Here is a 25499-nt window from a genome sequence, read left to right as displayed (position 1 = left end):
CGGTCGACCAGGGTGTCATGACCTCCGGCCGGCCCCGCCGCTCACCCCAGACGCAGGGTGGCCCGCTCGGACTCCGCGCGGCGCTCCAGGGTCGCCGGGTCGGCGGCCGGGTTCACCGTCTGGACCAGCGACGCCCCCGCGACGAGGACGGCGAGCAGCCCGTCCCGCAGGCCGTCGGCGCTGTCCCAGCCGGTCGTCGACAGCACCCGGGCCCCCGCGGTGATGCCGAGGGCGTCCGCCCGCTCCCGGGCGGCGGCCAGCACCTGCTCGCCGGTCGCGCCGTCCCAGGCCGGCGCCACGCCGTCGACCGGATCCCACGGGACGAACTCGTCGCCGTGCACCCGCACCTCGGTCGCGAAGTCGACCACCCCGCCGGGCAGCCCGGGGAGGCCCCGGCCGAAGAAGTCCAGCGAGAACGCGACGACGGTGCCCGCCCCGGCCGCCAGCGCCACGTCGAGCCGCGCCCCGTCGGCGAGCACGACGTCCGCGCCCGCCGGGTCGGCGACCAGCTCCGCGCCGCAGGACCACGCGGCGAGCAGCGCCGCGACGGTCTGCCAGTGCGCCGGCAGCAGTGCCGCGACCCGGGTGCCCGGCTCGACGTCGACCTCGTCACGCAGCAGGTTCGCCGCCTTCGCGGTCCAGTTCGCGGTGGTCGTGCCGGACAGCTCGGTGCGTTCGCCGGTCGCGTCGTCGTAGTGGGTGACCAGTGGGCGCGGCGCGGCGGCGCCCAGCGCCGGGCCGAGCAGCGCGTCGGTGAGGAACAGGCCGGAGCCGAAGACGGTGTCCATCGCCGCCGACGCTAGTCGGCCGGTACCGGGGTCAGTCGATGCAGGGGACCCCGCCCGCGGTGATCGACGGCGCCGGGGCGGCGGCGGGCGCGGCCGCGGCGGAGGTCGACCGGCCGCCGTCGGCGCGGTCGGTCCCGAGCAGGACCTGCACCCGGCCCTGGGCGACGGCGTCGGACTGCTCGACGCCGACCCCGCCGAGGGCCTCGGCGACCCGGCGGGCGGCGGCGTCGCCGTCGGCCTGGCTGTAGCGGACCACCGAGGTGGTGCGGTCCGGGGCGTTGCCGACCTCGCCGGGGGTGAACCCGTTGCAGCCCAGGGTGTCGGCGACCTGAGCGGCCAGCCCGGTCACGCCGGACCCGTTCGCCACGTCGGCCACGACCGGCGGTGCCGCCTCCGTGGAGGGCGCGGCGGACTCCTCGGGTTCGGGCTCGGTGTGCCGGGAGACGAAGTCGCGGACCTCGCCGGGGTCGACGACCAGCACATCCTTGCCGCCGGTGGTCTCCGGGCCGCCGGTGGGGATGGTCAGGAAGTCCATCCTCCCGGCCGCGATCGACGACGCCTCGCGGGCGAAGCCGAGCAGGTCCCAGCCGCTGTCGATGACGACGGACTGCTGGATCACCTCGACCAGCGCGCCGAGCTTGGTCGGGTCGGTGAGCGTGCCGGAGGAGAGGACCTTGTTGGCGACCGCGGCGAGGAACACCTGCTGGCGGTTGATCCGGGACAGGTCCCCGCCGGCCAGCCCGTGCCGCTGGCGGACGAACGCGAGCGCGTCGGCCCCGGAGATCGTCTGCGGTCCCGCGGGGAAGTCGGCACCGGAGAAGGTGTCGCGCGCCGGGTCCTTCAGGCAGACGTCGACGCCGCCGACGGCGTTGGTGAGGTTGTAGAAGCCGAGCAGGTTGACCTCGGCGAAGTGGTCGATGGCCAGCCCGGTGAGGTCCTGCACGGTGTCGATCAGCGCCTGCCGGCCGGCCTGGGAGGAGTCCTGGTCGATCCGCCGCGGGTCGGTGACGCCCTCGGCGACCAGCCGGGTCGAGGTCAGCGCCTTCGTCTGCGGGTAGGCCGCGTTGATCTTGTTGCGGCCGATCCCGGGGATCGACACCTCGGAGTCGCGCGGGATCGAGAACGCCGTCGCGCTGCCGCCGTCGGCGGGCAGGTGCACGACGATGATGGTGTCGGAGTTGAGGACACCGGACTCGGCGCCGCTGCGCAGCTGGGCCAGGACGTCGGCGGGCAGCGGGTTGCCCTGGGCGTCGGTGCGGCTGTCCACCCCGACCAGCAGGATGTTCTGGTCGCCGCCGGCCGAGCCGCCGAACAGCAGGTTCGTCGTGGTGATGCCGCCGGTGACGTCGCGGTAGAGGGTCCACACGGCACCGGTGAGCAGCACCGTCAGCGCCGACAGCACGGCGACGGCGATGCGCAGCCGGGCCAGTACCCCCTGCCCCTGGGCCGGTCGCCCGCCGGTGCGCCGACCGCGCGCCGGGTACGGCGGATGCTCCTCGGGGCCGGACGCCGTCGCGGCCCGGCTCCAGCCCGCCGGTCCCGCGGGCCTGCCCCGCGCGGCGCCGCCGGCGGGGCGGACGCGGGGCGAGCGGGACCAGCCGTCCGGTGCGGCGGAACGGTCGGCCCGCCGGGCGGCGGCGCGCTCGGCGGCCGACGGGCGGGAGCGGTCCCGGTAGCCCTCGCCCATGCTCGCTCCCCTCGGGTCCGTCCGGTCCGTGCCGCGCCGTCTCACCCGGACGGGGGAGCCCGGTGAACCCGGGCGCGGCCCGTGCGTCTCTGGGACCGGACACCCCGGTCGGGGACCAGGGTGCAGCATCCGGGCCCGCATCGTGGGTCGTACGGGCCTGCGTGTCGGGTCGCTCGCCCGGTCGTCGTAGGGGGCGGGGACTTGAGGGTGACGTCGGCGCGCGGCGCGTCGTCGCTGCTCGGAGGGCCTTCCGCGGTTGGTGTCGGGGTGTCGCGCTACCGTTCCCGGTGACGGTCTGTGATCTTCGCGGGCGCGAACGGGCTCTGCCGGGCGGTGCCGCCGGGCGGGGAACGCCGGCCGCTGACTAGGTTTCGGGTCATGCGCGGGGTGGACGAAAAGGACGGGGGAGGGCACGTGGGCGACGACGTACGGTCCTACGGCGACGAGGTCGCCGTGGTCACGGTGACGTACTCGCCGGGCGCCCTGCTGGACACCTTCCTGGACTCGCTGCGCGCCGCGACCACCCGTACCGACGTGCCGGTCGTACTGGCCGACAACGGCTCCGTCGACGGCGCGCCGGAGCGTGCGGCCCGCGAGCGCGACCACGTCACGTTCCTGCCGATCGGGGAGAACGTCGGCTACGGCGCCGCGGCGAACCGCGGGGTCGCCTCGCTGCCCGGCCGCTACGGCTGGGTGGTGGTCGCCAACCCGGACCTCGAGTGGGGCCCCGGCTCGCTGGACACCCTGCTCGACGCCGGTGGCCGCCACCCCCGCGCGGGGTCGCTGGGCCCGCTGATCCGCGAGCCCTCCGGCGCGGTGTACCCGTCGGCGCGCGCGGTGCCGTCGCTGGTCGCGGGGGCCGGGCACGCCGCGCTCGGCCCGGTGTGGCCGGACAACCCGTGGACGGCGGCCTACCGCCGCAGCCGCGAGGACCTCACCGAGCGCGCGGCCGGCTGGCTGTCCGGATCGTGCCTGCTCCTGCGGCGCACCGCGTTCGACTCCGTCGACGGTTTCGACCCGCGCTACTTCATGTACTTCGAGGACGTCGACCTGGGCGAGCGGCTGGGGCTCGCCGGGTGGCGAAACGTGTACGTCCCCGGCGCCGATGTCGTCCACGTGGGCGGAGCGTCCACGGGTAAGGCGGAGGTGTCGGCACGCATGCTCGCCGAGCACCACCGCAGCGCCTACCGGTACCTGGCCGACCGCCACCGCGGTCCGGTGCACGCACCGCTGCGTGCCGCCCTGCGTACCGGCCTGGCCGTGCGTTCGGGTCTGCTGCGGCGGACCGGCTGAGCGCTTACGAGAAGAAGAACCTGAGGGGGAACCTGCGTTGCAGGACGTCGAGGCGGTCGTTCTGGTCGGGGGCAAGGGCACCCGGCTACGGCCACTGACCCTGTCGGCGCCCAAGCCGATGCTGCCGACGGCGGGGGTGCCGTTCCTGTCGCACCTGCTGTCGCGGATCCGCGAGGCGGGCATCCGGCGGGTGGTGCTGGGCACGAGCTATCTGGCCGAGACCTTCGAGGAGCACTTCGGCGACGGCGCGTCGCTGGGGCTGGACCTCACCTACGTGACCGAGACCGAGCCGCTGGGCACGGGCGGGGGCATCCGCAACGTGGCGGGCAAGCTCTCGGCCGAGCACATCATGATCTTCAACGGTGACGTGCTGGCGGGCACCGACCTGACCGCGGTCGCCGACACCCACCGCAGCACCGGTGCCGACGTCACGCTGCACCTGGTGCGGGTGCAGAACCCGCGGGCCTTCGGCTGCGTCCCCACCGACCCGACCGGCCGGGTGCTGGAGTTCCTGGAGAAGACCGAGGACCCGCCGACCGACCAGATCAACGCCGGTTGCTACGTCTTCCGCCGCGAGGTCATCGACACCATCCCCGAGGGCAGGCCGGTGTCGGTGGAGCGCGAGACGTTCCCCGACCTGCTCGCCTCCGGGGCGCACGTGCAGGGGCACGTCGACGTCGCCTACTGGCGCGACATGGGCACCCCCGGCGACCTGGTGCACGGTTCGGCGGACCTGGTCCGCGGGGTCGCGCCGTCGGCGGCGCTGCCCGGCCCGACCGGCGAGTCGATGGTGCTGGAGGGGGCCGAGGTGGCCTCCGACGCGTTCGTGTTCGGCGGGACCACCGTCGGCCGCGGGGCCCGGATCGGCTCCGGGGCCCGGGTCGAGGGCTCCATGCTGTTCGACGGCGCGGTGGTGCAGGCCGGCGCCGTGGTGGAGAACTCCGTGGTCGGAGCGGGTGCCGTCGTCGAGGAGGGGGCGAGCATCCGGGACACCGTGGTCGGCGACCGGGCCGTGATCGGTGCGCACTGCGAGCTGCGCCACGACATGCGGGTGTGGCCGGACGTCACGCTGCCGCCCCACGGGGTCCGGTTCTCCCCCGACGTGTGACCATCGGGGGCGTGGACGCGGTCGCCGTGGTGGTGGACCGGGAATGGCGGCCGCCGTTCCCGCTCGACCTGTACGGCGTGCTGGCCCCGCTGCGCCGCGGGCGCGGTGACCCCACCTGGCGCACCGCGGTCGACGGGGCGGTGATCTGGCGGGTGTCGACGACGCCTGCCGGTCCCGCGACCGTCGCGCTCCGCCGTCGCGCCGACGGCACCGTGCGGGCGACCGGCTGGGGCCCCGGCGCGCCCTGGGAGGTCGACCGGCTGCCGTCGCTGCTGGGGGCCGACGACGACCCGTCGGCGTTCGTGGCGCACCACCCGCTCGTCGCCGACGCGCACCGGCGCCGGCCCGGGCTGCGGCTGGGGGCCACCGGCCGGGTGTGGGACGCGCTGCTGCCCGCCGTGCTGGAGCAGAAGGTCACCGGCACCGAGGCGCACCGCTCGTTCCGCGAGCTCGCGTGGCGCTTCGGGGAGCCGGCGCCGGGGCCGGCCGGGGTGGTGCCCGCCGGCATGCGGGTCCCCCCGACGCCCGAGCAGATCCGGGCGGTGCCCGAGTGGGAGTGGCACCGGGCCGGGGTCGACCACGCCCGGCGGACGGCGATCCTGCACGCCGCCGTCGTCGCCCACCGGCTGGAACGGGCCGCCGAGCTGGGCGGGGAGCAGGGCCGGGTGCTGCTGCGCCGGGTCCGCGGGATCGGGGTGTGGACGGCCGCGGAGATCGCCCAGCGCGCCTGGGGCGACCCGGACGCGGTCAGCTTCGGCGACTTCCACGTGCCCAACACCGTCGGCTGGGCGCTGCTGGGCCACGACCTCGACGACGCCGGGATGCTGGAGGTGCTCGCCCCCTACGCGCCGCAGCGCCAGCGCGCGGTCCGCTACATCGAGGCGTCCGGGTTCCGGCGTCCCCGGTTCGGGCCCCGCTTCTCCCCGCGCGACTACCGCTCGCTCTGACCGACGTAGGGTCGCCGTGTGAAGGTCACCGTTCTGGTCGGCGGCGTCGGCGGAGCCCGCTTCCTGCAAGGCGTGAAGCACGCGCTCGGACTGCCCCCCGTGGGGTCGGGCGGGTCCGCGCACGAGGTCACCGCCGTGGTCAACGTCGGCGACGACATCTGGCTGCACGGGCTGCGGGTCTGTCCGGACCTCGACACCGTCATGTACACCCTCGGCGGCGGCATCGACGTCGAGAAGGGCTGGGGCCGCTCGGACGAGAGGTGGTCGGTCAAGGCCGAGCTGGAGGCCTACGGCGCCGAGGCGAGCTGGTTCGGGCTCGGCGACCGCGACGTCGCCACCCACCTCGTCCGCACCCGGATGCTGCGCGCCGGCTACCCGCTCTCCCAGGTCACCGAGGCGCTGTGCCACCGCTGGCAGCCCGGGGTGCGGCTGCTGCCCGCCTCCGACGACCGCGTCGAGACCCACGTCGTGATCGACAACCCGGACCCGGCCGCGGTCGAGGAGACCCCGCAGGTCGCGATCCACTTCCAGGAGTGGTGGATCCGGCACCGGGCCGCCCCGAAGGCGTACCGGTTCGCCTCGGTGGGCGCCGACCAGGCCGCGATCCTGCCCGACGCCCGGGCCGCGATCGCCGGCGCCGACGTGGTGCTCGTCGCCCCGTCCAACCCGGTGGTGTCGATCGGCACGATCGTCTCGGTCCCCGGGATGGCCCAGGCCCTCGCGGCGACGCCCGCGAAGGTCGTGGGGCTGTCCCCGATCGTCGGCGGGGCGCCGGTGCGGGGGATGGCCGACGCCTGCCTGACCGCGATCGGCGTCGAGACCAGCGCCGAGGGTGTCGGCAGGCACTACGGCGGCCGCGGCGAGGGGGGCCTGCTCGACGGCTACCTGGTGCACACCGGCGACGCGGCGACCGTGCCCGGCGCGACCGTGCGCGAGGTACCGCTGCTGATGACCGACCACGATGCGACCGCCGACATGGCCCGCGCCGCGTTCGAGCTGGCGGGCGTCGGTGTCTGAGCGCGTCCCGGACCACGCGGCGCAGAAGCTGGAGATCCTCCCGGTCCCCGGGCTGCCGGAGTTCCGTCCCGGGGACGACCTCACCGCGGCCCTGGCGCAGCGGCTGAGCTGGCTGCGCGACGGCGACGTCGTGGTGGTCACGAGCAAGGTGTTCTCCAAGGTCGAGGGCAGGCTGGTGCCCGCCCCCGCCGACGAACAGGAGCGCGACGCGCTCCGTCGCCGTCTGGTCGACCAGGAGACCGAGCGGGTGGTGGCCCGGAGGGGCCGGACGCTGATCGTGACCGGGAAGCTCGGGATCGTGCAGGCGGCCGCGGGCATCGACGGGTCCAACGTCCGCCGCGACGAGCTCGCCCTGCTGCCCGCCGACCCCGACGCCAGCGCGGCCGGGCTGCGTGCCGGGCTGCGGGAGCGGCTCGGTGTCGAGGTCGGCGTCGTGGTCACCGACACCCTGGGACGCAGCTGGCGGGTCGGCCAGACCGACGTCGCGATCGGCTCCGCCGGGCTGCCGGTCCTGCACGGCTACGCCGGCGCCGTCGACGGCCAGGGCAACGACCTGGTGGTCACCGAGATCGCCGTCGCCGACGAGATCGCCGCGGCCGCGGACCTGGTGAAGGGCAAGCTCGGCGGGATGCCGGTCGCGGTGGTGCGCGGCGCGGTCCTGCCCGACGACGGCTCGACGGCCCGTGACCTGGTCCGCCCGATCTCCGAGGACCTGTTCTGGCTGGGGACCGAGGAGGCGATCGCCCGCGGGCGGAGCGAGGCGGTCCTGCTGCGCCGCAGCACCCGGGACTTCGCCGAGGAGCCGGTCGACCCCGACGCGGTGCGCCGCGCCGTGGGCGTCGCGCTGACCGCGCCCGCGCCGCACCACAGCACCCCGTTCCGGTTCGTGTGGCTGCGCGACGCGGCGCGGCGCACCGCGGTGCTCGACGCGCTGCGCGAGCGCTGGCGCGCCGACCTGGTCGCCGACGGACGTCCGGCCGACGAGGTGGAGCGCCGACTCGCCCGCGGTGACCTGCTGCGCCGCGCCCCGGAGCTGGTCCTGGCGTTCCGGGCCACCGCGGGGATGCACGCCTACCCCGACCCGGTGCGCGACGCCGCCGAGCGGGACATGTTCACCGTCGCCGGCGGCGCGGCGGTGCAGTCGTTGCTGGTCGCGCTGGCCGCGGAGGGACTGGCGTCCTGCTGGGTCGGGTCGACGATCTTCGCCGCGGACGTCGCCCGACGGGTCCTGGACCTGCCGGACGACTGGGCGGCGCTGGGCGCCGTCGCCGTCGGTGTCCCGGTCGAGCCGATCGTGCCCCGCACCCCGCGTGACCCCGGCGACGCCCTGGTCGAGCGGTGACCCGCCCGAGCGCCGGGCCGGTCGGGCCCGGTCGCCCGGGAGCGCCGGGCACGCGGCCCGGCCCGGGGGCGGCGGCGTGGTAGCGGCACCGGTGGCCGCGGACGAGCTCCGCGCCTGGGAGCCGGTGGGGACGGGCCAGCGGGCCCTGCGGGAGGCGCTGCTGGCCTTCCTCGCCGCACGCCCGGACGACGCCTGCGACCGCTCCTGCGTGCCCGGCCACCTCACCGCGTCGGCGCTGCTGCTCGACGCCGCCGGAGAGCACACGCTGCTGACCCTGCACCCGCGGGTCGGCCGCTGGATCCAGCTGGGCGGGCACTGCGAGCCCGGTGACGGCTCGTTGCGCGCGGCGGCGCTGCGCGAGGCGACCGAGGAGTCGGGGATCGACGGCCTGGAGATCGGGCAGCACCCGCTGCACGTCGACGTCCACCCCGTCACCTGCTCGCTCGGGGTCCCGACCCGGCACCTGGACGTGCGCTACCTGGTGCGCGCCCCCGCGGGGGCGACGCCGCGGATCAGCGACGAGTCGCTGGACCTGCGGTGGTGGCCGGTGGACGCGCTGCCCGCCGACGACGACACCGTCGCCACGATGGTCGCCGCCGTCCACTGACCTGCGCCCTGCCGTTCCACGCGCGCACCGTGGAGCGGTGCGCCGGACTCAGAGGTTCCGCCAGAAGAACATCGTGTCGTAGCCCAGTGCGAACAGCTCCTGGTTCCCGCCGGCCGCGCCGAACAGCAGCTGGGTGGCGGTGAAGAACAGCGCGCTCACCCCGGGCACGAACAGCAGCAGGGCGAGCAGCACGAGCGGCGCCCAGGGCCGGACCCGCTCCCCGAGCCGCCGGGCCGGCTCGGACAGGTACGGCTCCAGTGCGCCCCATCCGTCGAGGCCGGGTACGGGGAGCATGTTCAGCACGAACGCGATCACCTGGAAGTAGGCGAGAGCCGACAGCCCGGCCGCCACCGGCAACGGCATCCCCGGGAACACGGCGACCGTGATGATCAGCACGATGCCGAGGAGGAGGTTCGCCGCGGGGCCGGCGAGCGAGACCGCGCTGCGCCGGGCGCGCGACCGCAGCGCCCACTGGTTGATCCACACCGCGCCGCCGGGCAGCGGCAGACCGCCGATCAGCAGGATGATCAGCGGCAGGACCAGGGACAGGCCGGGGTCGGTGTAGCGCCGCACGTCGAGGGTCAGGTAGCCCTTCGCCGCGACCGAGGTGTCCCCGCCACGGTAGGCCGTGATGGCGTGCCCGTACTCGTGCAGGCACAGCGACACCACCCAGCCGCCGAGCACCAGGACGAACACCCCGAGGGTGGCCAGCGCCTCCGATCGGGTGGGAACCGCGGCGGCGGCGAGGCCTCCACCGAGGGCGGTGACGCCGAGGATCAACAGGAACCAGGGACTGATACGGCGGGTCAGGGACGGCACATACCCATACTCCATGCCGGACGAAACGCGTGCGCGCGACCCTTCACTCGATCGGCAGAGCCGGCTTGCACAGAGCGAGTCTCAGCGCTGTACTTACAGCGGTGTCATTCGCCAGTGCGTTGCGGGGAGGTGGGCGAGTGGACGACGTCGAGGGGTTCATGCGGATGCTCCGGCCGGTGGAGGCCGAGCCGGCGGGGCCGGTCGAACGGCCCGGCCAGGAGATGGCTGACTACGACCAGGTCGCCCAGATCCTGGACCTGAGGGGCCTGCTGGAGGACGGCGCCGCCGAGGAGGTGCCGGACTGGCAGGAGCGTGCCCTGTGCGCGCAGACGGACCCGGAGGCGTTCTTCCCCGAGAAGGGCGGCTCCACCCGTGAGGCCAAGCGCATCTGCTCCGGCTGCGAGGTCCGGGCCGAGTGCCTGGAGTACGCGCTGGCCCAGGACGAGCGCTTCGGCATCTGGGGCGGGCTGAGCGAGCGGGAGCGTCGTCGCCTCCGCCGCGCCGCCGTCTGAGCGCAGCACGGAGGCCGCCCCGGTCCGAGCCGCGGGGGGTACACGAACACGAGGGCCGGTCGCCGTCACGGTGACCGGCCCGTCGTCGTCGGTGGGCACCCGTCAAGGGGCAGCCTTCGGTGGGCACCCGTCGTGCCCCGGGTGCTCAACCGCCGTCGACGGCGTCGGGCTCGATGTTGAGGTACTCCGCGACCTGCTCGACGAGCACCTCGTGCACGAGGTCGGCCAGGTCCTCGCCGTTGCGCGCGCGGGCCTCGAGCGGACGGCGGTACAGCACGATCCGCGCCCGGGTCGGCATCCCGGCCGAGTCCACCCCGGCCGGGACGAGGTGCGCCAGCGGGACGCCGCCGTCGGCCAGCACCCCGGTGCCCCACACGATCTCGTCGGGCGAGGTGCGGTCGACCGACGGCACGTCGTCGACGGCGAGGTCGAGGTCGACCAGCTCGGGGCCCCAGCGCGCCTCGATCGGTTCGAGCGCCTCCAGCACCTTGGCGTCGAAGCGTTCGGCGCGGGTGCGGAAGGCCGGCGTCGACACCGGGTACATCAGGCCGCGCAGGCCGCGTCCTCGGCGGTCCCGCCGGCGCGGGCTGCGCGGCGACCGGCGGTCGTTCTCGGGACGAGCGGTGGGCACCAGGGCATTCTAGGACCCCGGCGCCCCACCCGGGGGTGACCCGCGACCGCGGCGGGCGGACCGTCCGCCGAGCGGGGTGCGCGTCGCTCTGCGGCGACGGGGCGGCGACGGGCTATCGTCGGCGGCGTGTTGAGTGTGCGGAGATGTTCACGGACGGGCTGCACCGAGCTCGCCGTCGCCACGCTCACCTACGTCTACGCCGACTCCACGGCCGTCGTGGGCCCGCTCGCCACACAGGCCGAGCCGCACTCCTACGACCTCTGCACCGGGCACGCGCACAACCTCACGGCCCCCCGCGGGTGGGAGGTCGTCCGGTTCGAGGGCGAGTTCGCCCAGCCCCAGCACAGCGGCGAGGACCTCACCGCGCTCGCCGACGCCGTCCGCGAGGCGGGCCGGGTGGACCGGCCGGTCGAGGTGGTGGCGCGGCCCGGCGGCACCGGCCGGCGCGGGCACCTGCGGGTGCTCCCGAAGCCCGAGGACGGCTGAGCCGCCCCCTCGGGTGAGGAGACCTGCGCGGACGGGTGACACGGTTGCGCTAGGGTCGTGCGTCGTGCCCGACCTCTCGGCGATCGTGAAGGCCTACGACATCCGCGGTGTCGTCGGCGACCAACTGGACGAGCCCACCGCGCGCGCACTCGGCGCGGCGACGGCGCGCCTCGTGGCCGGCGACGACCCGGCGCCGTCGGCGGTGGTCGTCGGGCGGGACATGCGCGACAGCTCGCCCCCGCTGGCGGCGGCGTTCGCGGACGGGGTGACCGCGCAGGGCCTCGACGTCGTCGACATCGGGCTGGCGAGCACCGACATGCTCTACTACGCCTCCGGCACCCTGGACCTGCCCGGCGCGATGTTCACGGCCAGCCACAACCCGGCCGCCTACAACGGCATCAAGCTGTGTCGCGCCGGTGCCGTCCCGGTCGGCCAGACCTCCGGCCTGGCCACGATCCGGGACGAGGCGGGCCGCTTCCTCGACACCGGCGTCCCCTCGGCCGGGTCCCCCGGCGTGGTGCGCACCGAGGACATGCTCGAGGGCTACGCGGGCTACCTGCGGAGTCTGGTCGACCTGTCCTCGCTGGACGCCTCCCCGGAGCTGACCGTCGTCGTCGACGCCGGGAACGGGATGGGCGGGCACACCGTGCCGACCGTGTTCGACGGGCTGGACGTGCGCGTCGTCCCGCTGTACTTCGAGCTCGACGGGACCTTCCCGAACCACGAGGCGAACCCCCTGGACCCGGCGAACCTGGTCGACCTGCAGAAGCGGGTCCTCGCCGAGGGCGCGGACCTGGGGCTGGCCTTCGACGGCGACGCCGACCGCTGCTTCGCCGTGGACGAGCGCGGCGAGGCGGTGAGCCCCAGCGCGATCACCGGACTGGTCGCCGCCCGCGAGCTCGCCCGGGCGCACGCGGCGGGGGAGTCCGACGTCGCCGTGATCCACAACCTGATCACCTCGCGGGCGGTCCCGGAGCTGGTCGCCGAGCACGGGGGCCGGGCGGTCCGCACCCGGGTGGGGCACTCGTTCATCAAGCAGACGATGGCCGAGACCGGCGCGGTGTTCGGCGGTGAGCACTCCGCGCACTACTACTTCCGCGACTTCTGGAAGGCCGACTCCGGCATGCTCGCGGCGCTGCACCTGCTGGCGGCGCTCGGCGAGCACCGGGCGGCCGCCGACGGTGCGACGGTGTCCGGGCTGATGGCGGGCTACGACCGCTACGCGGCCTCCGGGGAGATCAACTCGACGGTCGCCGACCAGGCCGGGCGGGTCGCCGCGATCGAGGCGCTCTTCGGCCCGCGCGACGGCGTCGAGCTGGACCGGCTCGACGGTCTGACCGTGTCGCTGCCCGACGGCTCCTGGTTCAACCTGCGGGCCTCGAACACCGAGCCGCTGCTGCGGCTCAACGTCGAGGCGGCCGACGAGGCGGCCGTCCGGGCCCTGGTGGACGAGGTGCTGGCGGTCGTGCGCGCCTGATCCCGCGGCCCCGCACACCTGCGGTGATGGCGTCCGTACCCGGTCGGCTGCCGCGCGGTGTCGGTGCCGGGTGGCAGCATCGAGAGCGCGACCTGATGACGAGGAGAACCGTGGCCCTACAGCTCGACCCCCAGCTGCTGGAGATCCTGGCGTGCCCGTGCGACGCGCACGCGGCCCTTGACCCGGGTGAGGACCGGCTGACCTGCACGGTGTGCGGTCGGGCGTTCCCGGTGACCGACGGGATCCCGGTGCTGCTCCTCGACGAGGCGCTGCCCGGTACCGGGCCGGCGGGGGACGGACGGGACGACGGGTGAACGGGGTGCTCGACGACACGCTGCTGGCCGATCCCGAGGAGCTGGCGGCGCGGGACACCACCGGTGTCCTGCGTGCGGCCGCCACCGCGGGCGCGCAGGTCCGGTCCGCGGTGTACACCGCGGGCCAGGCCGGACTGGACCGGCTGCGCGGGCACCGTCCGCGGGCGCTGGTGCTGCTGCGCAGACCCGGTGTCTCCGGGGCGGTGGCCGACCTCGTGACGGCCCTGCTCGGGGACCGCTGTCCGGTGCCGGTGGTGACCGCCGAGCGGATGCCGGGCTGGATCGGGCCGCTGGACGTCGTCGTCGCGCACTCCACGGACCCCACCGACCCCGAGCTGGCCGAGTCGGTCGCCGTCGCGGTGCACCGCGGGGCCGAGGTCGTGCTGTCCGCGCCGGACTCCGGGCCGGTCGCCCAGGCCGGCGCCGGGCGCGCCCGGCTGGTCGAGCCGCGGATCCCGCTGCCCGAGGGGCTCGGGTTCGCCCAGGCGCTGACGGTCGCGCTGGTCGCCGTGGCCGAGCTCGACCTGCTGCCGGGGATGCGCAGCGAGGAGGTCCCGGCCCGGCTCGAGGCGCTGGCCGCCGCGCTCGACGCCGAGGCCGAGCGTTGTCAGCCCGCCCACGAGCCGTTCGTGAACCCGGCCAAGGCGCTCGCGCTGCGGCTGGCCGAGCGCACGCCGCTGCTGTGGGGCGTCGACCCGGCCGCCGCCGCGGTGGCCCGGCACGGCGCGCTGGCCCTGGCCACCCACGCGGGCGTCGTCGCGCACGCCGACGCGCTCGCCCAGGCGGGCACCCTGGCCGGGCTGCGCGTGGCCGTCGACCTGTCCGAGCGCGGCGGGGGCGACATCTTCCACGACCCGTTCGACGACCCGGCCCCCGGTGGCGACGCGCCGCCACCCCGGCTGGTGCTGCTCGGCACGGGGGAGGAGGACCCGCAGGCGGTGAGCCGCCGGGTGCTCGGCCGGGAGTGGCCGAACGCCGACCTGGCGCACCCGGCCGACGAGATCCCGCGCGGAACTCGCGACGCGGCGCTGCTGCGGGCCGGCGTGCTGGCCCTCCGCGCCGACATCGCCGCCGTGTACCTCGGCCTGGCGACCGGCGCCACCCTGATCACCTGACCCCGCGCACCTGACACCGGGAGACCCGTGGAACTGCTGGAGAACCCGATCCGCACCTACGCCTGGGGGTCGCGGACGGTCATCGCCGAGCTGCTCGGCGAGCCCGTCCCGTCGCCGCACCCGCAGGCGGAGCTGTGGCTGGGTGCGCACCCGGCCGCCCCGTCGACGGTCGCCGGGGGCACCCGCCCGCTGCACGAGCTGATCGCCGCCGACCCGGTCGCCGCGCTGGGCCCGGGCCGGGACCGCTGGGAGGGGCGGCTGCCGTTCCTGCTGAAGGTCCTGGCGGCCGAGGAGCCGTTGAGCCTGCAGGCCCACCCCAGCCTGGAACAGGCCCGCGAGGGATGGGAGCGGGAGAACGCCGCCGGGATCGCGGTGGACGCGCCGGACCGCAACTACCGCGACGCGCACCACAAGCCGGAGCTGATCTGCGCGCTGACCGAGTTCGTCGCGCTCGTCGGGTTCCGTGAGCCGACCCGCACACTCGAGCTGCTGCGCGCCCTGGACGTGCCCGAGCTCGCCGCCTACACCGAGCTGCTCGCCGGCCAGCCCTGCCCCGACGGGCTGCGCGCGCTGTTCACCACCTGGATCACCCTGCCCCAGTCGGTGCTCGACGGGCTCGTGCCCGCCCTGCAGGACGGCGCCGTCCGGCTGCTGGCGCGCGGCACCGCCCCGGAGTGGACCGGTGAGGCCAGGACCACGCTCGACCTGTCCGAGCGTTACCCCGACGATGCGGGCGTGCTCGCCGCGCTGCTGCTCAACCGGATCACCCTGGCCCCCGGTGAGGCGCTGTACCTGCCGGCCGGGAACCTGCACGCGTACCTGTCCGGGGCCGGCATCGAGGTGATGGCCAACTCCGACAACGTGCTGCGCGGCGGCCTGACGCCCAAGCACGTGGACGTGCCCGAGCTGCTGCGGGTCCTCGACTTCACCGCCCCGCCGCCGCCGGTCCGCATCCCGGTCCCCGATCCCGACGCCGACGGCTGGCACCGCTACGACGTGCCGGTGGAGGAGTTCCTGCTGCGCCGGGCGGTCACCGACGGCCGGGACAAGCTCGACGTGCCCGGCGCCGGCGCCCGCATCCTGCTGTGCGTCGACGGCGACGCCGCGGTCGACGCCGGCGGCGTCACCTGTGAGCTGCCCCGCGGCCGGGCCGTGTTCCTCTCCGCGGCCGACAGCGGCGCCGTGCTGACCACCGGCGAGGACGGGGCCACCGTCTTCCTGTCCGGCGACGCGCTGTAGCCCGCCGTGCTGTGGCCCGCCGTGCTGTGGCCCGCCGTGCTGTGGCCCGCCGCGCTCCGGCTCACGCGGTCCGGTGGGCCGTGGCGGGGGCGGTCCCCCCGGCGTCGCCGTGCGCTCCGGCCGCGCCGACCTCGGCCATCACCTCGGCGAACACCGCGACCGGGTCGGCGGCCGCCTCCGCGGAGAAGAAGCGCTCCAGCCCCTGCGCCGCCCCGGCCGCGTTGACCTCCGCGCGCGGGAACATCGTCGCCTCGTAGCGGGCGACCGCACCGGTGAGGTCCTGCGGGGTCGCCGCGACCTCCCGGGCCAGGTCGGCGGCGTCGAGCATGGCCGAGTTCGCGCCCTGCCCGGAGAACGGCGACATCAGGTGCGCCGCGTCGCCGATGAGCGTGACCCCCGGGACCGGCTCCCAGCGGTGCCCGACGGGCAGCATCTCCAGCGGCCGCTCGACGATCCGGTCGTCGGACCGGACGATCAGCTCCCGCAGCTCGGGGGCGAAGCCCGCGAACGCGGTGAGCAGCACGGCGCGGGCCGCGGCCGGGTCGTCGAGCACTCCGGCGGTGGTGGTGAGGCCGTGCTCGGCGGCCCAGCCGGGCGGACGGCGGAACCCGGCGTAGACACGGGCCGAGCCGTCGCCGAGCCGTTGACAGAACAGGGCCCGGCCGGGGGTGCGGGTGGTCATCCCCCCGCGTCCGACGAGCGCCTCCAGGCCCGGGAACGACGCGGGCGTGACCCGCAGCTCGACGAAGGTCACCCCGGTGTAGGAGGGTGTCGCCGCCGACAGCAGCGGCCGCACCCGCGAGCGCGCCCCGTCCGCCCCGACGACGAGGTCGGCCGTGACCCGTTCCTGTGTGCCGGAGCCGCTGCCCCCGGGCGGTCCGGCGAGCACGGCGTCGAGCCTGCCGTCGTCGCGGTGCTCGACCCGGTCCAGCCGCGTGCCCCAGCGCACGGTGCCGGGGGCCAGCGACCCGAGCAGCAGCGCGCGCAGGTCGCCGCGGTCGATCTCGGGGTTGAACAGCTCGCCGGGGGCGGCCCGCTCGTCGAGCAGGACCGAGCCGTCCGGGGCGAGCATCCGCATGTCCTGCCCCTCGGGCCGGGACACGCCCAGGAACTCCTCCAGCAGCCCGGCGGCGGTCAGCGCCACCTGGCCGCTGTCGCGCTGCATGTCCAGGGTGCCGCCCTGGTCGCGGGTGGTGATGTCGGCCTCGCGTTCGAGCACGGTGACGTCGATGCCGTGGCGCTGCAGGACGCGGGCGAGGGTCAGGCCGCCGGGTCCGGCGCCGGTGACGAGGACGTGCGGTGGGGTGGTCATGGTGGCCTCCGGAGTGGGGAGTGCGGGTGGGTCGACCACGACTTTAGGTGAAGTCGATAGAAAAGTGTAGTGAGTTCACTTCATGAGTGACTGCGCTAACCTGTCGTCGTGACCACACCGGGACGTCGCGAACGCAAGAAGGCCGCCACCCGTCAGGGCATCGCGGACGCCGCGCTGCGGCTGTTCCTCGAGCGTGGCTTCGACGAGGTGACCGTCGCCGAGGTCGCCGAGGCCGCGGACGTCTCGGTCACCACGCTGTTCAAGCACTTCGGCAGCAAGGAGGCGTTGCTGTTCGACGAGGACTCCGAGCAGGAGTCCGAGCTGGTGGCCGCGGTGCGCGACCGCGCGCCGGGCACCGACGTCGTCGACGGGCTGCACGCCTGGCTGCTCGGGCGGGTCGACGGTCCGCCCGCCGGGCGACGGCCGTCGGAGGCGGAACTGGAACGGTTCCGGGAGCTGACCGACGCGGCGCCGAGCCTGCGCGACCACGCACGCCGGATGTGGGCGAGACACGAGGCCGCGCTGGCGGCGGCGCTCGCGGCGGACGCGGGACGGGACGAGCCGTCACCCGCGGACCGGGTGCTGGCCCACGTCGTCGTCGGGATCCCGCCGCTGCTGCGCGAACAGGCGGGCCGGGCCCGCGAGCACCTCGACGCCGCGTTCGCCCTGCTCCGCCACGGGTACGACCCGGCTCAGTAGGTGTCCGGGGCCCGGTGGTGCTCGAAGATCAACGACGTCCGGGTGCCCGCGACCTCGGTCCAGGCGTTGAGCGTGCCGACCAGGTCGCGCAGCGCGACGGTGTCGGCGGTCGCGACCCGGATCATGTAGTCGTCCTCGCCGGCGAGGAAGTACACGTCGCGCACCTCGGGGCGGCGCGACACCCGGGTCACGAACTCGGCGAGCCGGTCGCGGGCGTCGGACTGCAGGCGGACCGAGATCATGGCCTGCAGGGGATGGCCGGTCGCCGCCGGGTCGACGTCGGCGTGGTAGCCGCGGATCACCCCGCGCTCGCGCAGCGCCCGGACCCGGCCGAGGCACGTCGACGGGGCGATCCCCGCCCCCGCCGCGAGTGAGTTGTTCGGCGTCCGGGCATCCCGCTCCAGCTGGCGCAGCAGTGCGCGGTCGACCCCGTCGAGCCGAACAGGGTTCGACGGCGGTGGCCGTCTCCGCGCCGGCGGCGAAGAATCATCGTTCATGTGCGCCCCCTGAGAATCTTGTTCAGTCCGGTTGGCAGCTTATCGATGTTTCTTCACCATTGGTGCAGGACAGGGCCCCGAGCGGAGGAGAAGGACATGCGCGTCGCAGTGCTGAAGGAGACCAAGGACAACGAGTTCCGGGTGGCGCTCACGCCCGCCGGGGTGCACGAGCTCGTCGGACGGGGGCACGAGGTCGTCGTCGAGCACGATGCCGGCGCCGGGTCCGCGATCTCCGACGCCGACTTCAAGGAGGCCGGGGCGCACATCGTCTCCGACACCGCCGAGGTGTGGGGGTCGGCCGAGCTGCTGCTCAAGGTGAAGGAGCCCATCGAGTCCGAGTACGGCTTCCTCCGGCCCGACCTGACGCTGTTCACCTACCTGCACCTGGCCGCGTCGCGGCCCTGCACCGACGCGCTCTTGTCGGCGGGGACGACCTCGATCGCCTACGAGACCGTCACCGACTCCCGCGGCCGGCTGCCGCTGCTCGCCCCGATGAGCGAGGTCGCGGGCCGGCTCGCCCCGCAGGCGGGCGGCTACCACCTCATGCGCTCCGCAGGTGGGCGCGGCATGCTGCTGGGCGGCGTCCCGGGGGCGCCGGGGGCCGACGTCGTGGTGCTCGGAGCCGGGGTCGCGGGGGCGAACGCCATCGCCATCGCCGCCGGCATGCGGGCGAAGCTCACCGTGCTCGACGTCGACGTGGACAAGCTGCGCGCGATCGACGAGCAGTACTCCGGTGCCGTGCGCACCCAGTACTCCACCGCCCTGTCCGTGCGCGAGGCGGTGACCGGCGCCGATCTCGTGATCGGTGCGGTCCTGCTGCCCGGGGCCAAGGCGCCCACCCTGGTGTCGAACGAGCTGGTCTCCCGGATGCGGCCCGGCGCCGTGCTCGTCGACATCGCGATCGACCAGGGCGGATGCTTCGAGGACTCGCGGCCGACCACCCACGCCGACCCGACCTACCGGGTGCACGACACGGTCTTCTACTGCGTCGCGAACATGCCGGGCGCGGTGCCGCACACCTCCACCCGTGCGCTCACCAACGCCACGCTGCCGCACGTGCTGCGTCTGGCCGACCAGGGCTGGCGGGCCGCGACCGAGGCCGACCCGCACCTCGCCGCGGGGCTGTCGACCCACGCCGGGACGCTGCTGTCGCACGAGGTCGCTCAGGCGCACGGGCTGCCGCACGGCACCGTCTGACGGACGTGGCCTGCGTGCGTGACGAAACGGACAATTCGTTGCGCAACATCATCGTGACCCTAAATCTGTGCACGGAGACGTGACGCAGGCCGCACCGAGGTCGTAGCTTCACCGCCCATGACGGTCACGAGCCGTGGTGGCGGCATGTTCCGCACCAAGACGGTCGAGCAATCCATCCGGGACACCGACGAACCGGACACCCGGCTGAAGAAGGACCTCGGGACGATCGACCTGATCGTCTTCGGGGTCGCGGTGGTCATCGGCGCCGGCATCTTCACCCTCGCCGCCAGCACGGCGGGCAACATCGCGGGACCTGCGGTGTCGCTCTCGTTCGTGCTGGCCGCGGTGGCCTGCGGTCTGGCCGCGCTCTGCTACGCGGAGTTCGCCTCGACCGTGCCGGTCGCCGGCAGCGCCTACACGTTCTCCTACGCCACCCTGGGCGAGTTCGTCGCCTGGATCATCGGCTGGGACCTGGTGCTGGAGTTCGCGGTCGGCTCCGCGTACGTGTCGAAGGGCTGGTCGGAGTATCTGGCCCAGACCCTCGGCCTGCTCGGCATCGAGGTGTCGACCTCGTTCGAGCTGGGGAGCTTCTTCTCCTTCGACTGGGGCGCGCTGCTGCTCGTCGTGGTCCTGGCGTTCCTGCTCTACCGCGGCACGAAGCTGTCCAGCCGGGTCAGCCTGGTGATCACCACGATCAAGGTCGCGATCGTGCTGTTCGTGATCATCCTGGGCGCGTTCTTCATCAACGCGGCGAACTACACCCCGTTCGTCCCGGAGCCCACGCCCGGCAGCGTCGACACCGGTACCGGCATCCAGCAGTCGCTGCTGTCGTTCTTCGGTGTCGCCTCGTCGAGCGTCTTCGGTGTCTACGGCGTGTTCGCCGCCGCCGCGATCGTCTTCTTCGCCTTCATCGGCTTCGACGCCGTGGCCACGACCGCGGAGGAGACCAAGAACCCGTCCAAGGCGCTGCCGCGCGGCATCCTCGGCTCGCTCGCGATCGTCACCGTGCTCTACGTCGCCGTCGCGCTGGTGATCACCGGGATGGTGCCCTACACCGACCTGGCCACCCAGCCCGACGGCACCCGCGCCACCCTGGCGACGGCGTTCGCCTCGCTCGGCATCAACTGGGCGGCGACGATCATCGCCATCGGTGCGCTCCTCGGTCTCACCACGGTCGTCATGGTGCTGATGCTCGGCCAGATCCGCGTCATCTTCGCGATGTCGCGCGACGGGCTGCTGCCGACCGCGCTGGCGAAGACCAACCGCTTCGGCACCCCGGGCCGCGCCACCTGGCTGATCGGCGTCGTGATCGCCCTGGTCGCGACGTTCTTCCCGGCCCAGGACCTCGAGCAGATGGTCAACATCGGCACGCTGTTCGCGTTCGTGCTGGTCTCGATCGGCGTGGTGATCCTGCGCCGGACCCGGCCCGACCTGCCGCGCGGCTTCCGCACCCCGCTGGTTCCGCTGGTGCCGATCCTGGCCGTGCTCGCCTGCGTCTGGCTGATGCTGAACCTGTCGGTCGAGACCTGGCTGCGGTTCATCATCTGGATGGTCATCGGCGTGGTCGTGTACTTCGCCTACTCGCGGAAGAACTCGATCCTCGGCCGACGCGAGAGCGGTGACCTGCCCGCCCAGGCCACGTCCTCCGACTGACCCCCCCACGACGGCGGCGCACCCGGTCCGGGTGCGCCGCCGTTCCGTGTCGGAGGACGGCACCGGTCGTCCCGGCCACGACGGCAGGGCCCCGATCGGCGTGACCGCGCCGCAGGAGCGCCGCCCGGGCCTCCCGCGCACGTGACGGGTCCCGTTCCTGCCGGACGACACCCTGGATCCGCGTCCCCGGCCCCCCCGCCCAGAGCGAGGAGCAGCGGTCGATCAGTACCTGAGCGCTGTGGCAGCCGGGCCGGGCAGCGCTCAGGTACTGATGATCATGCGGGCGGGTGGCGACGACGCCGACCGACCCACCGGCGGAGCCGGCCGTGATCACCCCCTTCGGACAGGTCCGGGGTGCAACGGATCTGCCGCCGACACTGTCTGTGACGACCTGGCCGCAGTACGCTCGCCGTCCATGACCGCAGCGTCCCCGGACGACCCGCACGCACCCGCGGTCTGCCTCGATGTGGGGTCCTGCTGGACCAAGGCGGTGCTGGTGCTGCCCGACGGGACCCCCGCCGGGTTCGCCGAGCACCCCACCACCCCCGACGTGCTGACCGGCGTCGACGCCGCCGTCGCCGCGGCGGCCGCCGCGGGCCGGGGTGGTCGTGGTGCGCCGCGGGTGCTGGCCTGCTCGTCGGCGGGCGGGGCGCTGCGGCTGTCGGTGGTCGGGGCCGAGACCCTGACCGCGACCGAGGCCGGGCACCGGGTCTGCCGCTCCGCGGGCGCCCGGGTGGTCGGGGTGCATCCCGGTCCGCTCGAGCCCGACGCGGTGCTGGAGCTGTCCAGCCGCCGGCCCGGGGCGGTGCTTCTGCTCGGTGGCGCCGACGGGGGCGACCCGTCGGTGCTGCTGCACAACGCGGGCAGGCTGGCCCGCACCCGCGGGCACTGGCCGGTGCTGCTCGCGGTGGACGACGACGCCCGCGCCGACGCGCTCGGCCTGCTGCTGGCCGGCGGCCGCGCCGTCACGACCTGTCCCAACGTCACCCCGCGGCCGGGCCGGATCGTCGCCGGACCGGCGCGGGACGCGGTCGCCGCGCTGTACTCCCGGCACGTCCTCGGGGCGGGCACCGGCCGGTTCGGCGCGCTGGTGCACTCCGGCACGCACGCCGCGGTCGGTGACGGGGCCGGGGTGCTGGCCCGGCTGACCGGGACCGGGGTGCTCGTCGTCGACGTCGGGTCGGCGACCACCGACGTGCACCGCAGCGGGCCAGGTACGGCCCGGACGGCCGCCACGGTGGAGGGCGACCTCGGGGTGCGCGACGGCGCCGTCGGCGTACTCGTCGAGGCCCAGACCGAGGGCGTCGTCGACCCGGTCGAGGCCGATCTGCTCGGTCCGGCGGTCAGCACCCTGCAGGAGTCGCGGGCCACCGTGCCCGCCGACCGCGGCGCGGCCGCCGAGGACCGCAGGCTCGCCGCGATCGCCGCGGTGGTCGCGTTGCGCAGGCACCTGCGTCACACCGGGCTGCTCACCGACCCCGCGCAGCCCGGAGCGGGCCCGGACGCTCCCGGCGACGCGGGTGAGATCGGTCTCGTCGTGCTCACCGGGGGCGTGTTCCGTCAGCGCGACGCCGCCGGGCTCGCCGCGGCGGCCCGCACCGTGCGCCACGACACCGTGCTGGCCCCGCTGCTGGCCCGGGCGGAGGTGCGGGTGGACAGCGAGTCCGTGCTGGCCCCGGCCGGGCTGCTGGCCGCGCACGGCCGGGAGGTCGCGGCGGGTGCCCTGCTCGTCGAGCACCTGACGGGCTGATCACGCACGAGTTGACACCCCCGCGGCGGCTCGGAACCATGGAGGGTGCGACATCGCCGGGCGCCGAGAGGCGCTGCAGCGGCCGTTCCGGCCGCCACGCTCGGGCCCGGCCGGCACGGACGAGAAAGGGCGCCTGTCTCCGACCAGGAGGGAGGGCGCCGTGACCCGTGCACGCCGTTCCTCCTCCTGCCCGGACCGCACCCGTCGTGCCGACGAGTACGACTCGACCGCCTGAGGAGGCGCACCCACCCCATGACCGATCACCCGAAGCTGCAGCACGCCGGCGGCCTGGACTTCGCGATCGCCGACATCTCCGAGGCGGAGTACGGCCGCAAGGACATCCGGCTCGCCGAGAACGAGATGCCGGGCCTGATCGACCTGCGACGTGAGTACGGGGAGTCCAAGCCGCTGACCGGCGCGCGGATCGCCGGCTCGCTGCACATGACCACCCAGACCGCGGTCCTCATCGAGACCCTCGTCGCGCTCGGCGCCGACGTCCGCTGGGTGTCCTGCAACATCTTCTCCACTCAGGACTACGCGGCCGCCGCGACCGTCGTGGGCCCGCACGGCACCGCCGAGGACCCGCAGGGCGTCCCGGTCTTCGCCTGGAAGGGCGAGTCGCTCGAGGACTACTGGTGGTGCACCGAGCAGCTGTTCAAGTTCCGCGACGCCGACGGCAACGTCGTCGGCCCGAACATGATCCTCGACGACGGCGGTGACGCCACCCTGCTCGTGCACAAGGGCGTCGAGTTCGAGAAGACCGGCGTCGTGCCGAGCTTCGACGACGACGACCTGTCCGTCTCCGACGAGGAGCGGGTCGTGTTCGACACCCTGCGCCGCAGCCTCGCCGAGGACCCGCAGCGCTGGACGACGATCAACTCCGACATCCGCGGCGTCACCGAGGAGACCACCACCGGCGTCAACCGGCTGTACCAGCTGGCCGAGCGCGGCGAGCTGCTCTTCCCGGCGATCAACGTCAACGACTCGGTCACCAAGTCGAAGTTCGACAACAAGTACGGCATCCGCCACTCGCTGGTCGACGGCCTGAACCGGGCCACCGACGTGCTGCTCGGCGGCAAGGTGGCCGTCGTGGCCGCCTACGGCGACACCGGCAAGGGCTCGGTCGAGGCACTGGCGGGCCAGGGCGCGCGCGTCATCGTCGCCGAGGTCGACCCGATCTGCGCGCTGCAGGCGCTGCTGGAGGGCCACCAGGTCGCGACCCTGGACCAGGTCATCGAGCAGGTCGACATCATCGTCACGGCGACCGGCAACAAGGACATCCTGACGGTCGACCTGCTGAAGCGGGCCAAGCACCAGGCGATCGTCGCCAACGTCGGTCACTTCGACAACGAGATCGACATGGCGGGCCTGTCCCGCGTCGAGGGCATCAAGAAGATCAACATCAAGCCCCAGGTCGACGAGTGGATCTTCCCGGACGGGCACTCGGTGATCGTGCTGTCCGAGGGTCGGCTGATGAACCTGGGTAACGCGACCGGCCACCCGTCGTTCGTGATGTCCAACAGCTTCTCGAACCAGGTGATCGCCCAGATCGAGCTGTTCACCAAGCACGAGGAGTACAACAAGGACGTCTACCGGCTGCCGAAGCACCTGGACGAGAAGGTCGCGCGGATCCACGTGCAGGCCCTCGGTGGGGAGCTGACCAAGCTCACCAAGGACCAGGCGGAGTACATCGGCGTGGACGTCGAGGGGCCGTACAAGCCCGAGCACTACCGCTACTGAGCGAACCCCCGGATCGCGCCCGGCGCACCGGGATCCACCACCGACGGCGCGTCGGCCCCGCACGGGCCGGCGCGCCGTCGGCGTGTCCGGGGGCTACCGTCGAGGGTGATGATCGACGTGGGATCCGGTGACGGCTGGGTGCACTGCGCACAGGGGCACCGGCACTGGGGCCTGTTCGGTGCCGCCGGACTGCTGGTGCGCCACCGCGACGACGCCGACCCGGCCGGTGTCGACCGGGTGCTGCTGCAGCACCGGGCGTCCTGGAGCCACCACGGGGGCACCTGGGGATCCCCGGCGGTGCCCGGGACCGCGGGGAGTCCGCGGCGCAGGCGGCACTGCGCGAGGCGGCGGAGGAGAGCACGCTCGCGGTGGACGGGCTGGAGCCGGTGGAGGAGTTCGTCGACGACCACGGCGGCTGGAGCTACACCACCGTCGTCGTGCGGACCGCGACCGCGGAACCGGTCCGGGTCCGTGGCGCCGAGAGCACCGAGCTGCGCTGGGTGCGCACCGACCGCTTCGGCGAGCTGGCCCTGCACCCGGGGTTCGCCACGAGCTGGCCCACGGTCTCCGCCCTCGGCGCCTGACCCCTACGCTCGACCGCCGTGGGGAGACTGGTGGTCGTCGAGGGACTGGACGGTGCGGGCAAGCACACGTTCACCACGGAGCTCGTCGCCGAGCTGGGCGGGCACGGCGCGACCGTGACGACGTTCGCCTTCCCCCGCTACGACGACGACGTGCACGCCGAGCTGGCCCGCGACGCGCTGTACGGACGGATGGGCGACCTCGCCTCGTCGGTGCACGCGATGGCGGTGCTGTTCGCGCTCGACCGCCGCGCCGCAGCCCACGGGCTGCGCGCCGCGCTGGACACCCACGACGTCGTGCTGGTCGACCGCTACGTCGCCTCCAACGCGGCCTACAGCGCGGCCCGGCTCGGGCAGGACACCGACGGCGGGGTCGTCGGCTGGGTCCGCGCGCTGGAGATCGACCGGTTCGGCATCCCGGTGCCCGACCACCAGCTGCTGCTCGCCCCGCCCCCCGAGGTCGCCGCCGAGCGTGCGCGGTCGCGGGAGGCCACCGATCCGGGCCGCGCCCGCGACGCCTACGAGAGCGACGACGGCCTGCAGGCCCGCACCGACGCCGCCTACCGGGAGCTCGCGGCGCGGTCCTGGCTGAGCCCGTGGACGGTGCTCGACGACCCCGCCGTGGCCCCGTCGGCGCTGGTTCCCGCCCTGCTGCGCGGGACCTGACCCGAGGACTGGGATAGTGGGC

The 25499-nt window shown here is 74.6% G+C and carries 25 protein-coding genes; 19 read left to right on the top strand and 6 right to left on the bottom strand.

Annotation, left to right across the window (positions count from 1 at the left end; all coding sequences use genetic code 11):
* Nucleotides 1-41: 41 nt before the first annotated feature.
* Together KPF47_RS29425 and KPF47_RS29420 are read right to left on the bottom strand one after the other, a co-directional pair.
* Nucleotides 42-788, bottom strand: a complete 747-nt coding sequence (locus KPF47_RS29425) for a TIGR03089 family protein (RefSeq protein ID WP_224392065.1) — start codon at nt 786-788, stop codon at nt 42-44.
* A 31-nt stretch (nt 789-819) separates the two neighbouring features.
* Complete coding sequence (locus tag KPF47_RS29420; RefSeq protein ID WP_224392064.1) at nt 820-2475, bottom strand: LCP family protein; 1656 nt, start codon at nt 2473-2475, stop codon at nt 820-822.
* A 378-nt stretch (nt 2476-2853) separates the two neighbouring features.
* Here KPF47_RS29420 and KPF47_RS29415 point away from each other — a divergent pair, with 378 nt between their 5' ends.
* The 6 genes from KPF47_RS29415 (at nt 2854) to KPF47_RS29390 (ending at nt 8789) form a co-directional block, all read left to right on the top strand.
* A complete protein-coding gene (locus tag KPF47_RS29415) occupies nt 2854-3768 on the top strand; it encodes a glycosyltransferase family 2 protein (protein ID WP_224392063.1) in 915 nt (304 codons plus the stop codon).
* Nucleotides 3769-3805: 37 nt separating this feature from the next.
* Nucleotides 3806-4876, top strand: coding sequence for a sugar phosphate nucleotidyltransferase (locus KPF47_RS29410; protein WP_224392062.1), 1071 nt, complete (start codon nt 3806-3808; stop codon nt 4874-4876).
* 11 nt (nt 4877-4887) lie between these two features.
* Nucleotides 4888-5823 (top strand): DNA-3-methyladenine glycosylase, encoded by a 936-nt coding sequence (locus KPF47_RS29405; RefSeq protein WP_224392061.1) that lies wholly within the window; start codon nt 4888-4890, stop codon nt 5821-5823.
* Nucleotides 5824-5841: 18 nt separating this feature from the next.
* A complete protein-coding gene (cofD, locus tag KPF47_RS29400) occupies nt 5842-6840 on the top strand; it encodes a 2-phospho-L-lactate transferase (RefSeq protein WP_224392060.1) in 999 nt (332 codons plus the stop codon).
* A complete protein-coding gene (locus tag KPF47_RS29395) occupies nt 6833-8182 on the top strand; it encodes a coenzyme F420-0:L-glutamate ligase (protein ID WP_224392059.1) in 1350 nt (449 codons plus the stop codon). The genes cofD and KPF47_RS29395 overlap by 8 nt, the downstream gene beginning before the upstream one ends.
* Before the next feature lie 76 nt (nt 8183-8258).
* Nucleotides 8259-8789 carry an NUDIX hydrolase gene (locus tag KPF47_RS29390; protein ID WP_224392272.1) on the top strand — a complete coding sequence of 177 codons (531 nt, stop codon included), beginning with the start codon at nt 8259-8261 and terminating at the stop codon, nt 8787-8789.
* 48 nt (nt 8790-8837) lie between these two features.
* Here KPF47_RS29390 and KPF47_RS29385 read toward each other — a convergent pair whose 3' ends face one another.
* A complete protein-coding gene (locus KPF47_RS29385; protein WP_224392058.1) occupies nt 8838-9608 on the bottom strand; it encodes a site-2 protease family protein in 771 nt (256 codons plus the stop codon).
* Nucleotides 9609-9829: 221 nt separating this feature from the next.
* Between KPF47_RS29385 and KPF47_RS29380 the strand changes: the two genes are divergently transcribed.
* Nucleotides 9830-10120: a WhiB family transcriptional regulator gene (locus KPF47_RS29380; RefSeq protein WP_224392271.1), complete on the top strand. Its 291-nt coding sequence runs from the start codon at nt 9830-9832 to the stop codon at nt 10118-10120.
* Between the two features lie 145 nt (nt 10121-10265).
* Here the strand turns inward: KPF47_RS29380 and KPF47_RS29375 are convergent, their stop codons facing one another.
* Nucleotides 10266-10751, bottom strand: coding sequence for a metallopeptidase family protein (locus KPF47_RS29375; protein ID WP_374108914.1), 486 nt, complete (start codon nt 10749-10751; stop codon nt 10266-10268).
* A gap of 135 nt (nt 10752-10886) precedes the next feature.
* On the opposite strand from KPF47_RS29375, the gene KPF47_RS29370 reads away from it, so the two are divergent.
* From KPF47_RS29370 to manA, 5 genes are all read left to right on the top strand, one after another.
* Complete coding sequence (locus tag KPF47_RS29370; protein ID WP_020627719.1) at nt 10887-11237, top strand: DUF3499 domain-containing protein; 351 nt, start codon at nt 10887-10889, stop codon at nt 11235-11237.
* 64 nt (nt 11238-11301) lie between these two features.
* The gene (locus KPF47_RS29365) at nt 11302-12714 is read left to right on the top strand and encodes a phosphomannomutase/phosphoglucomutase (protein WP_224392057.1); all 1413 of its coding nucleotides are present in this window, start codon (nt 11302-11304) and stop codon (nt 12712-12714) included.
* A 110-nt stretch (nt 12715-12824) separates the two neighbouring features.
* Nucleotides 12825-13028, top strand: coding sequence for a Trm112 family protein (locus tag KPF47_RS29360; protein ID WP_224392269.1), 204 nt, complete (start codon nt 12825-12827; stop codon nt 13026-13028).
* Nucleotides 13025-14143, top strand: a complete 1119-nt coding sequence (locus tag KPF47_RS29355; RefSeq protein WP_224392056.1) for an SIS domain-containing protein — start codon at nt 13025-13027, stop codon at nt 14141-14143. The genes KPF47_RS29360 and KPF47_RS29355 overlap by 4 nt, the downstream gene beginning before the upstream one ends.
* Before the next feature lie 27 nt (nt 14144-14170).
* A complete protein-coding gene (gene manA, locus KPF47_RS29350) occupies nt 14171-15382 on the top strand; it encodes a mannose-6-phosphate isomerase, class I (RefSeq protein WP_224392055.1) in 1212 nt (403 codons plus the stop codon).
* 61 nt (nt 15383-15443) lie between these two features.
* Here manA and KPF47_RS29345 read toward each other — a convergent pair whose 3' ends face one another.
* Nucleotides 15444-16694, bottom strand: a complete 1251-nt coding sequence (locus tag KPF47_RS29345) for an NAD(P)/FAD-dependent oxidoreductase (protein WP_224392054.1) — start codon at nt 16692-16694, stop codon at nt 15444-15446.
* A gap of 108 nt (nt 16695-16802) precedes the next feature.
* Between KPF47_RS29345 and KPF47_RS29340 the strand changes: the two genes are divergently transcribed.
* Nucleotides 16803-17393, top strand: a complete 591-nt coding sequence (locus tag KPF47_RS29340) for a TetR/AcrR family transcriptional regulator (RefSeq protein WP_224392053.1) — start codon at nt 16803-16805, stop codon at nt 17391-17393.
* Here KPF47_RS29340 and KPF47_RS29335 read toward each other — a convergent pair.
* On the bottom strand, nt 17387-17890 hold the full coding sequence (locus KPF47_RS29335) for an Lrp/AsnC family transcriptional regulator (protein WP_224392052.1): 504 nt from the start codon (nt 17888-17890) through the stop codon (nt 17387-17389). The genes KPF47_RS29340 and KPF47_RS29335 overlap by 7 nt on opposite strands.
* 96 nt (nt 17891-17986) lie before the next feature.
* Between KPF47_RS29335 and ald the strand changes: the two genes are divergently transcribed.
* The 6 genes from ald (at nt 17987) to KPF47_RS29305 (ending at nt 25477) form a co-directional block, all read left to right on the top strand.
* Nucleotides 17987-19087 (top strand): alanine dehydrogenase, encoded by a 1101-nt coding sequence (ald, locus tag KPF47_RS29330; RefSeq protein ID WP_224392051.1) that lies wholly within the window; start codon nt 17987-17989, stop codon nt 19085-19087.
* 144 nt (nt 19088-19231) lie between these two features.
* Complete coding sequence (locus KPF47_RS29325) at nt 19232-20740, top strand: amino acid permease (RefSeq protein WP_224392050.1); 1509 nt, start codon at nt 19232-19234, stop codon at nt 20738-20740.
* Nucleotides 20741-21155: 415 nt separating this feature from the next.
* On the top strand, nt 21156-22490 hold the full coding sequence (locus KPF47_RS29320) for a glutamate mutase L (protein ID WP_224392049.1): 1335 nt from the start codon (nt 21156-21158) through the stop codon (nt 22488-22490).
* 252 nt (nt 22491-22742) lie between these two features.
* Nucleotides 22743-24230, top strand: coding sequence for an adenosylhomocysteinase (gene ahcY, locus KPF47_RS29315; RefSeq protein ID WP_224392048.1), 1488 nt, complete (start codon nt 22743-22745; stop codon nt 24228-24230).
* Nucleotides 24231-24364: 134 nt separating this feature from the next.
* Complete coding sequence (locus KPF47_RS29310) at nt 24365-24814, top strand: NUDIX domain-containing protein (protein WP_308015538.1); 450 nt, start codon at nt 24365-24367, stop codon at nt 24812-24814.
* 18 nt (nt 24815-24832) lie between these two features.
* On the top strand, nt 24833-25477 hold the full coding sequence (locus KPF47_RS29305; protein WP_224392047.1) for a dTMP kinase: 645 nt from the start codon (nt 24833-24835) through the stop codon (nt 25475-25477).
* Nucleotides 25478-25499 lie beyond the last annotated feature (22 nt).

The organism is Pseudonocardia sp. ICBG1293, from assembly GCF_020131355.1.
Classification (GTDB): domain Bacteria; phylum Actinomycetota; class Actinomycetes; order Mycobacteriales; family Pseudonocardiaceae; genus Pseudonocardia.
This window is presented reverse-complemented; position numbering and strand designations above follow the sequence as displayed.

Excerpts from the sequence above, each read along its gene's own strand:
- KPF47_RS29345 (WP_224392054.1), bottom strand. The coding sequence starts at position 16,694 with ATGACCACCCCACCGCACGTCCTCGTCACCGGCGCCGGACCCGGCGGC.
- KPF47_RS29335 (WP_224392052.1), bottom strand. The coding sequence starts at position 17,890 with ATGAACGATGATTCTTCGCCGCCGGCGCGGAGACGGCCACCGCCGTCG.
- KPF47_RS29380 (WP_224392271.1), top strand. The coding sequence starts at position 9,830 with ATGGCTGACTACGACCAGGTCGCCCAGATCCTGGACCTGAGGGGCCTG.
- KPF47_RS29325 (WP_224392050.1), top strand. The coding sequence starts at position 19,232 with ATGTTCCGCACCAAGACGGTCGAGCAATCCATCCGGGACACCGACGAA.
- ahcY (WP_224392048.1), top strand. The coding sequence starts at position 22,743 with ATGACCGATCACCCGAAGCTGCAGCACGCCGGCGGCCTGGACTTCGCG.
- KPF47_RS29320 (WP_224392049.1), top strand. The coding sequence starts at position 21,156 with ATGACCGCAGCGTCCCCGGACGACCCGCACGCACCCGCGGTCTGCCTC.
- KPF47_RS29425 (WP_224392065.1), bottom strand. The coding sequence starts at position 788 with ATGGACACCGTCTTCGGCTCCGGCCTGTTCCTCACCGACGCGCTGCTC.
- KPF47_RS29415 (WP_224392063.1), top strand. The coding sequence starts at position 2,854 with ATGCGCGGGGTGGACGAAAAGGACGGGGGAGGGCACGTGGGCGACGAC.
- ald (WP_224392051.1), top strand. The coding sequence starts at position 17,987 with ATGCGCGTCGCAGTGCTGAAGGAGACCAAGGACAACGAGTTCCGGGTG.
- KPF47_RS29420 (WP_224392064.1), bottom strand. The coding sequence starts at position 2,475 with ATGGGCGAGGGCTACCGGGACCGCTCCCGCCCGTCGGCCGCCGAGCGC.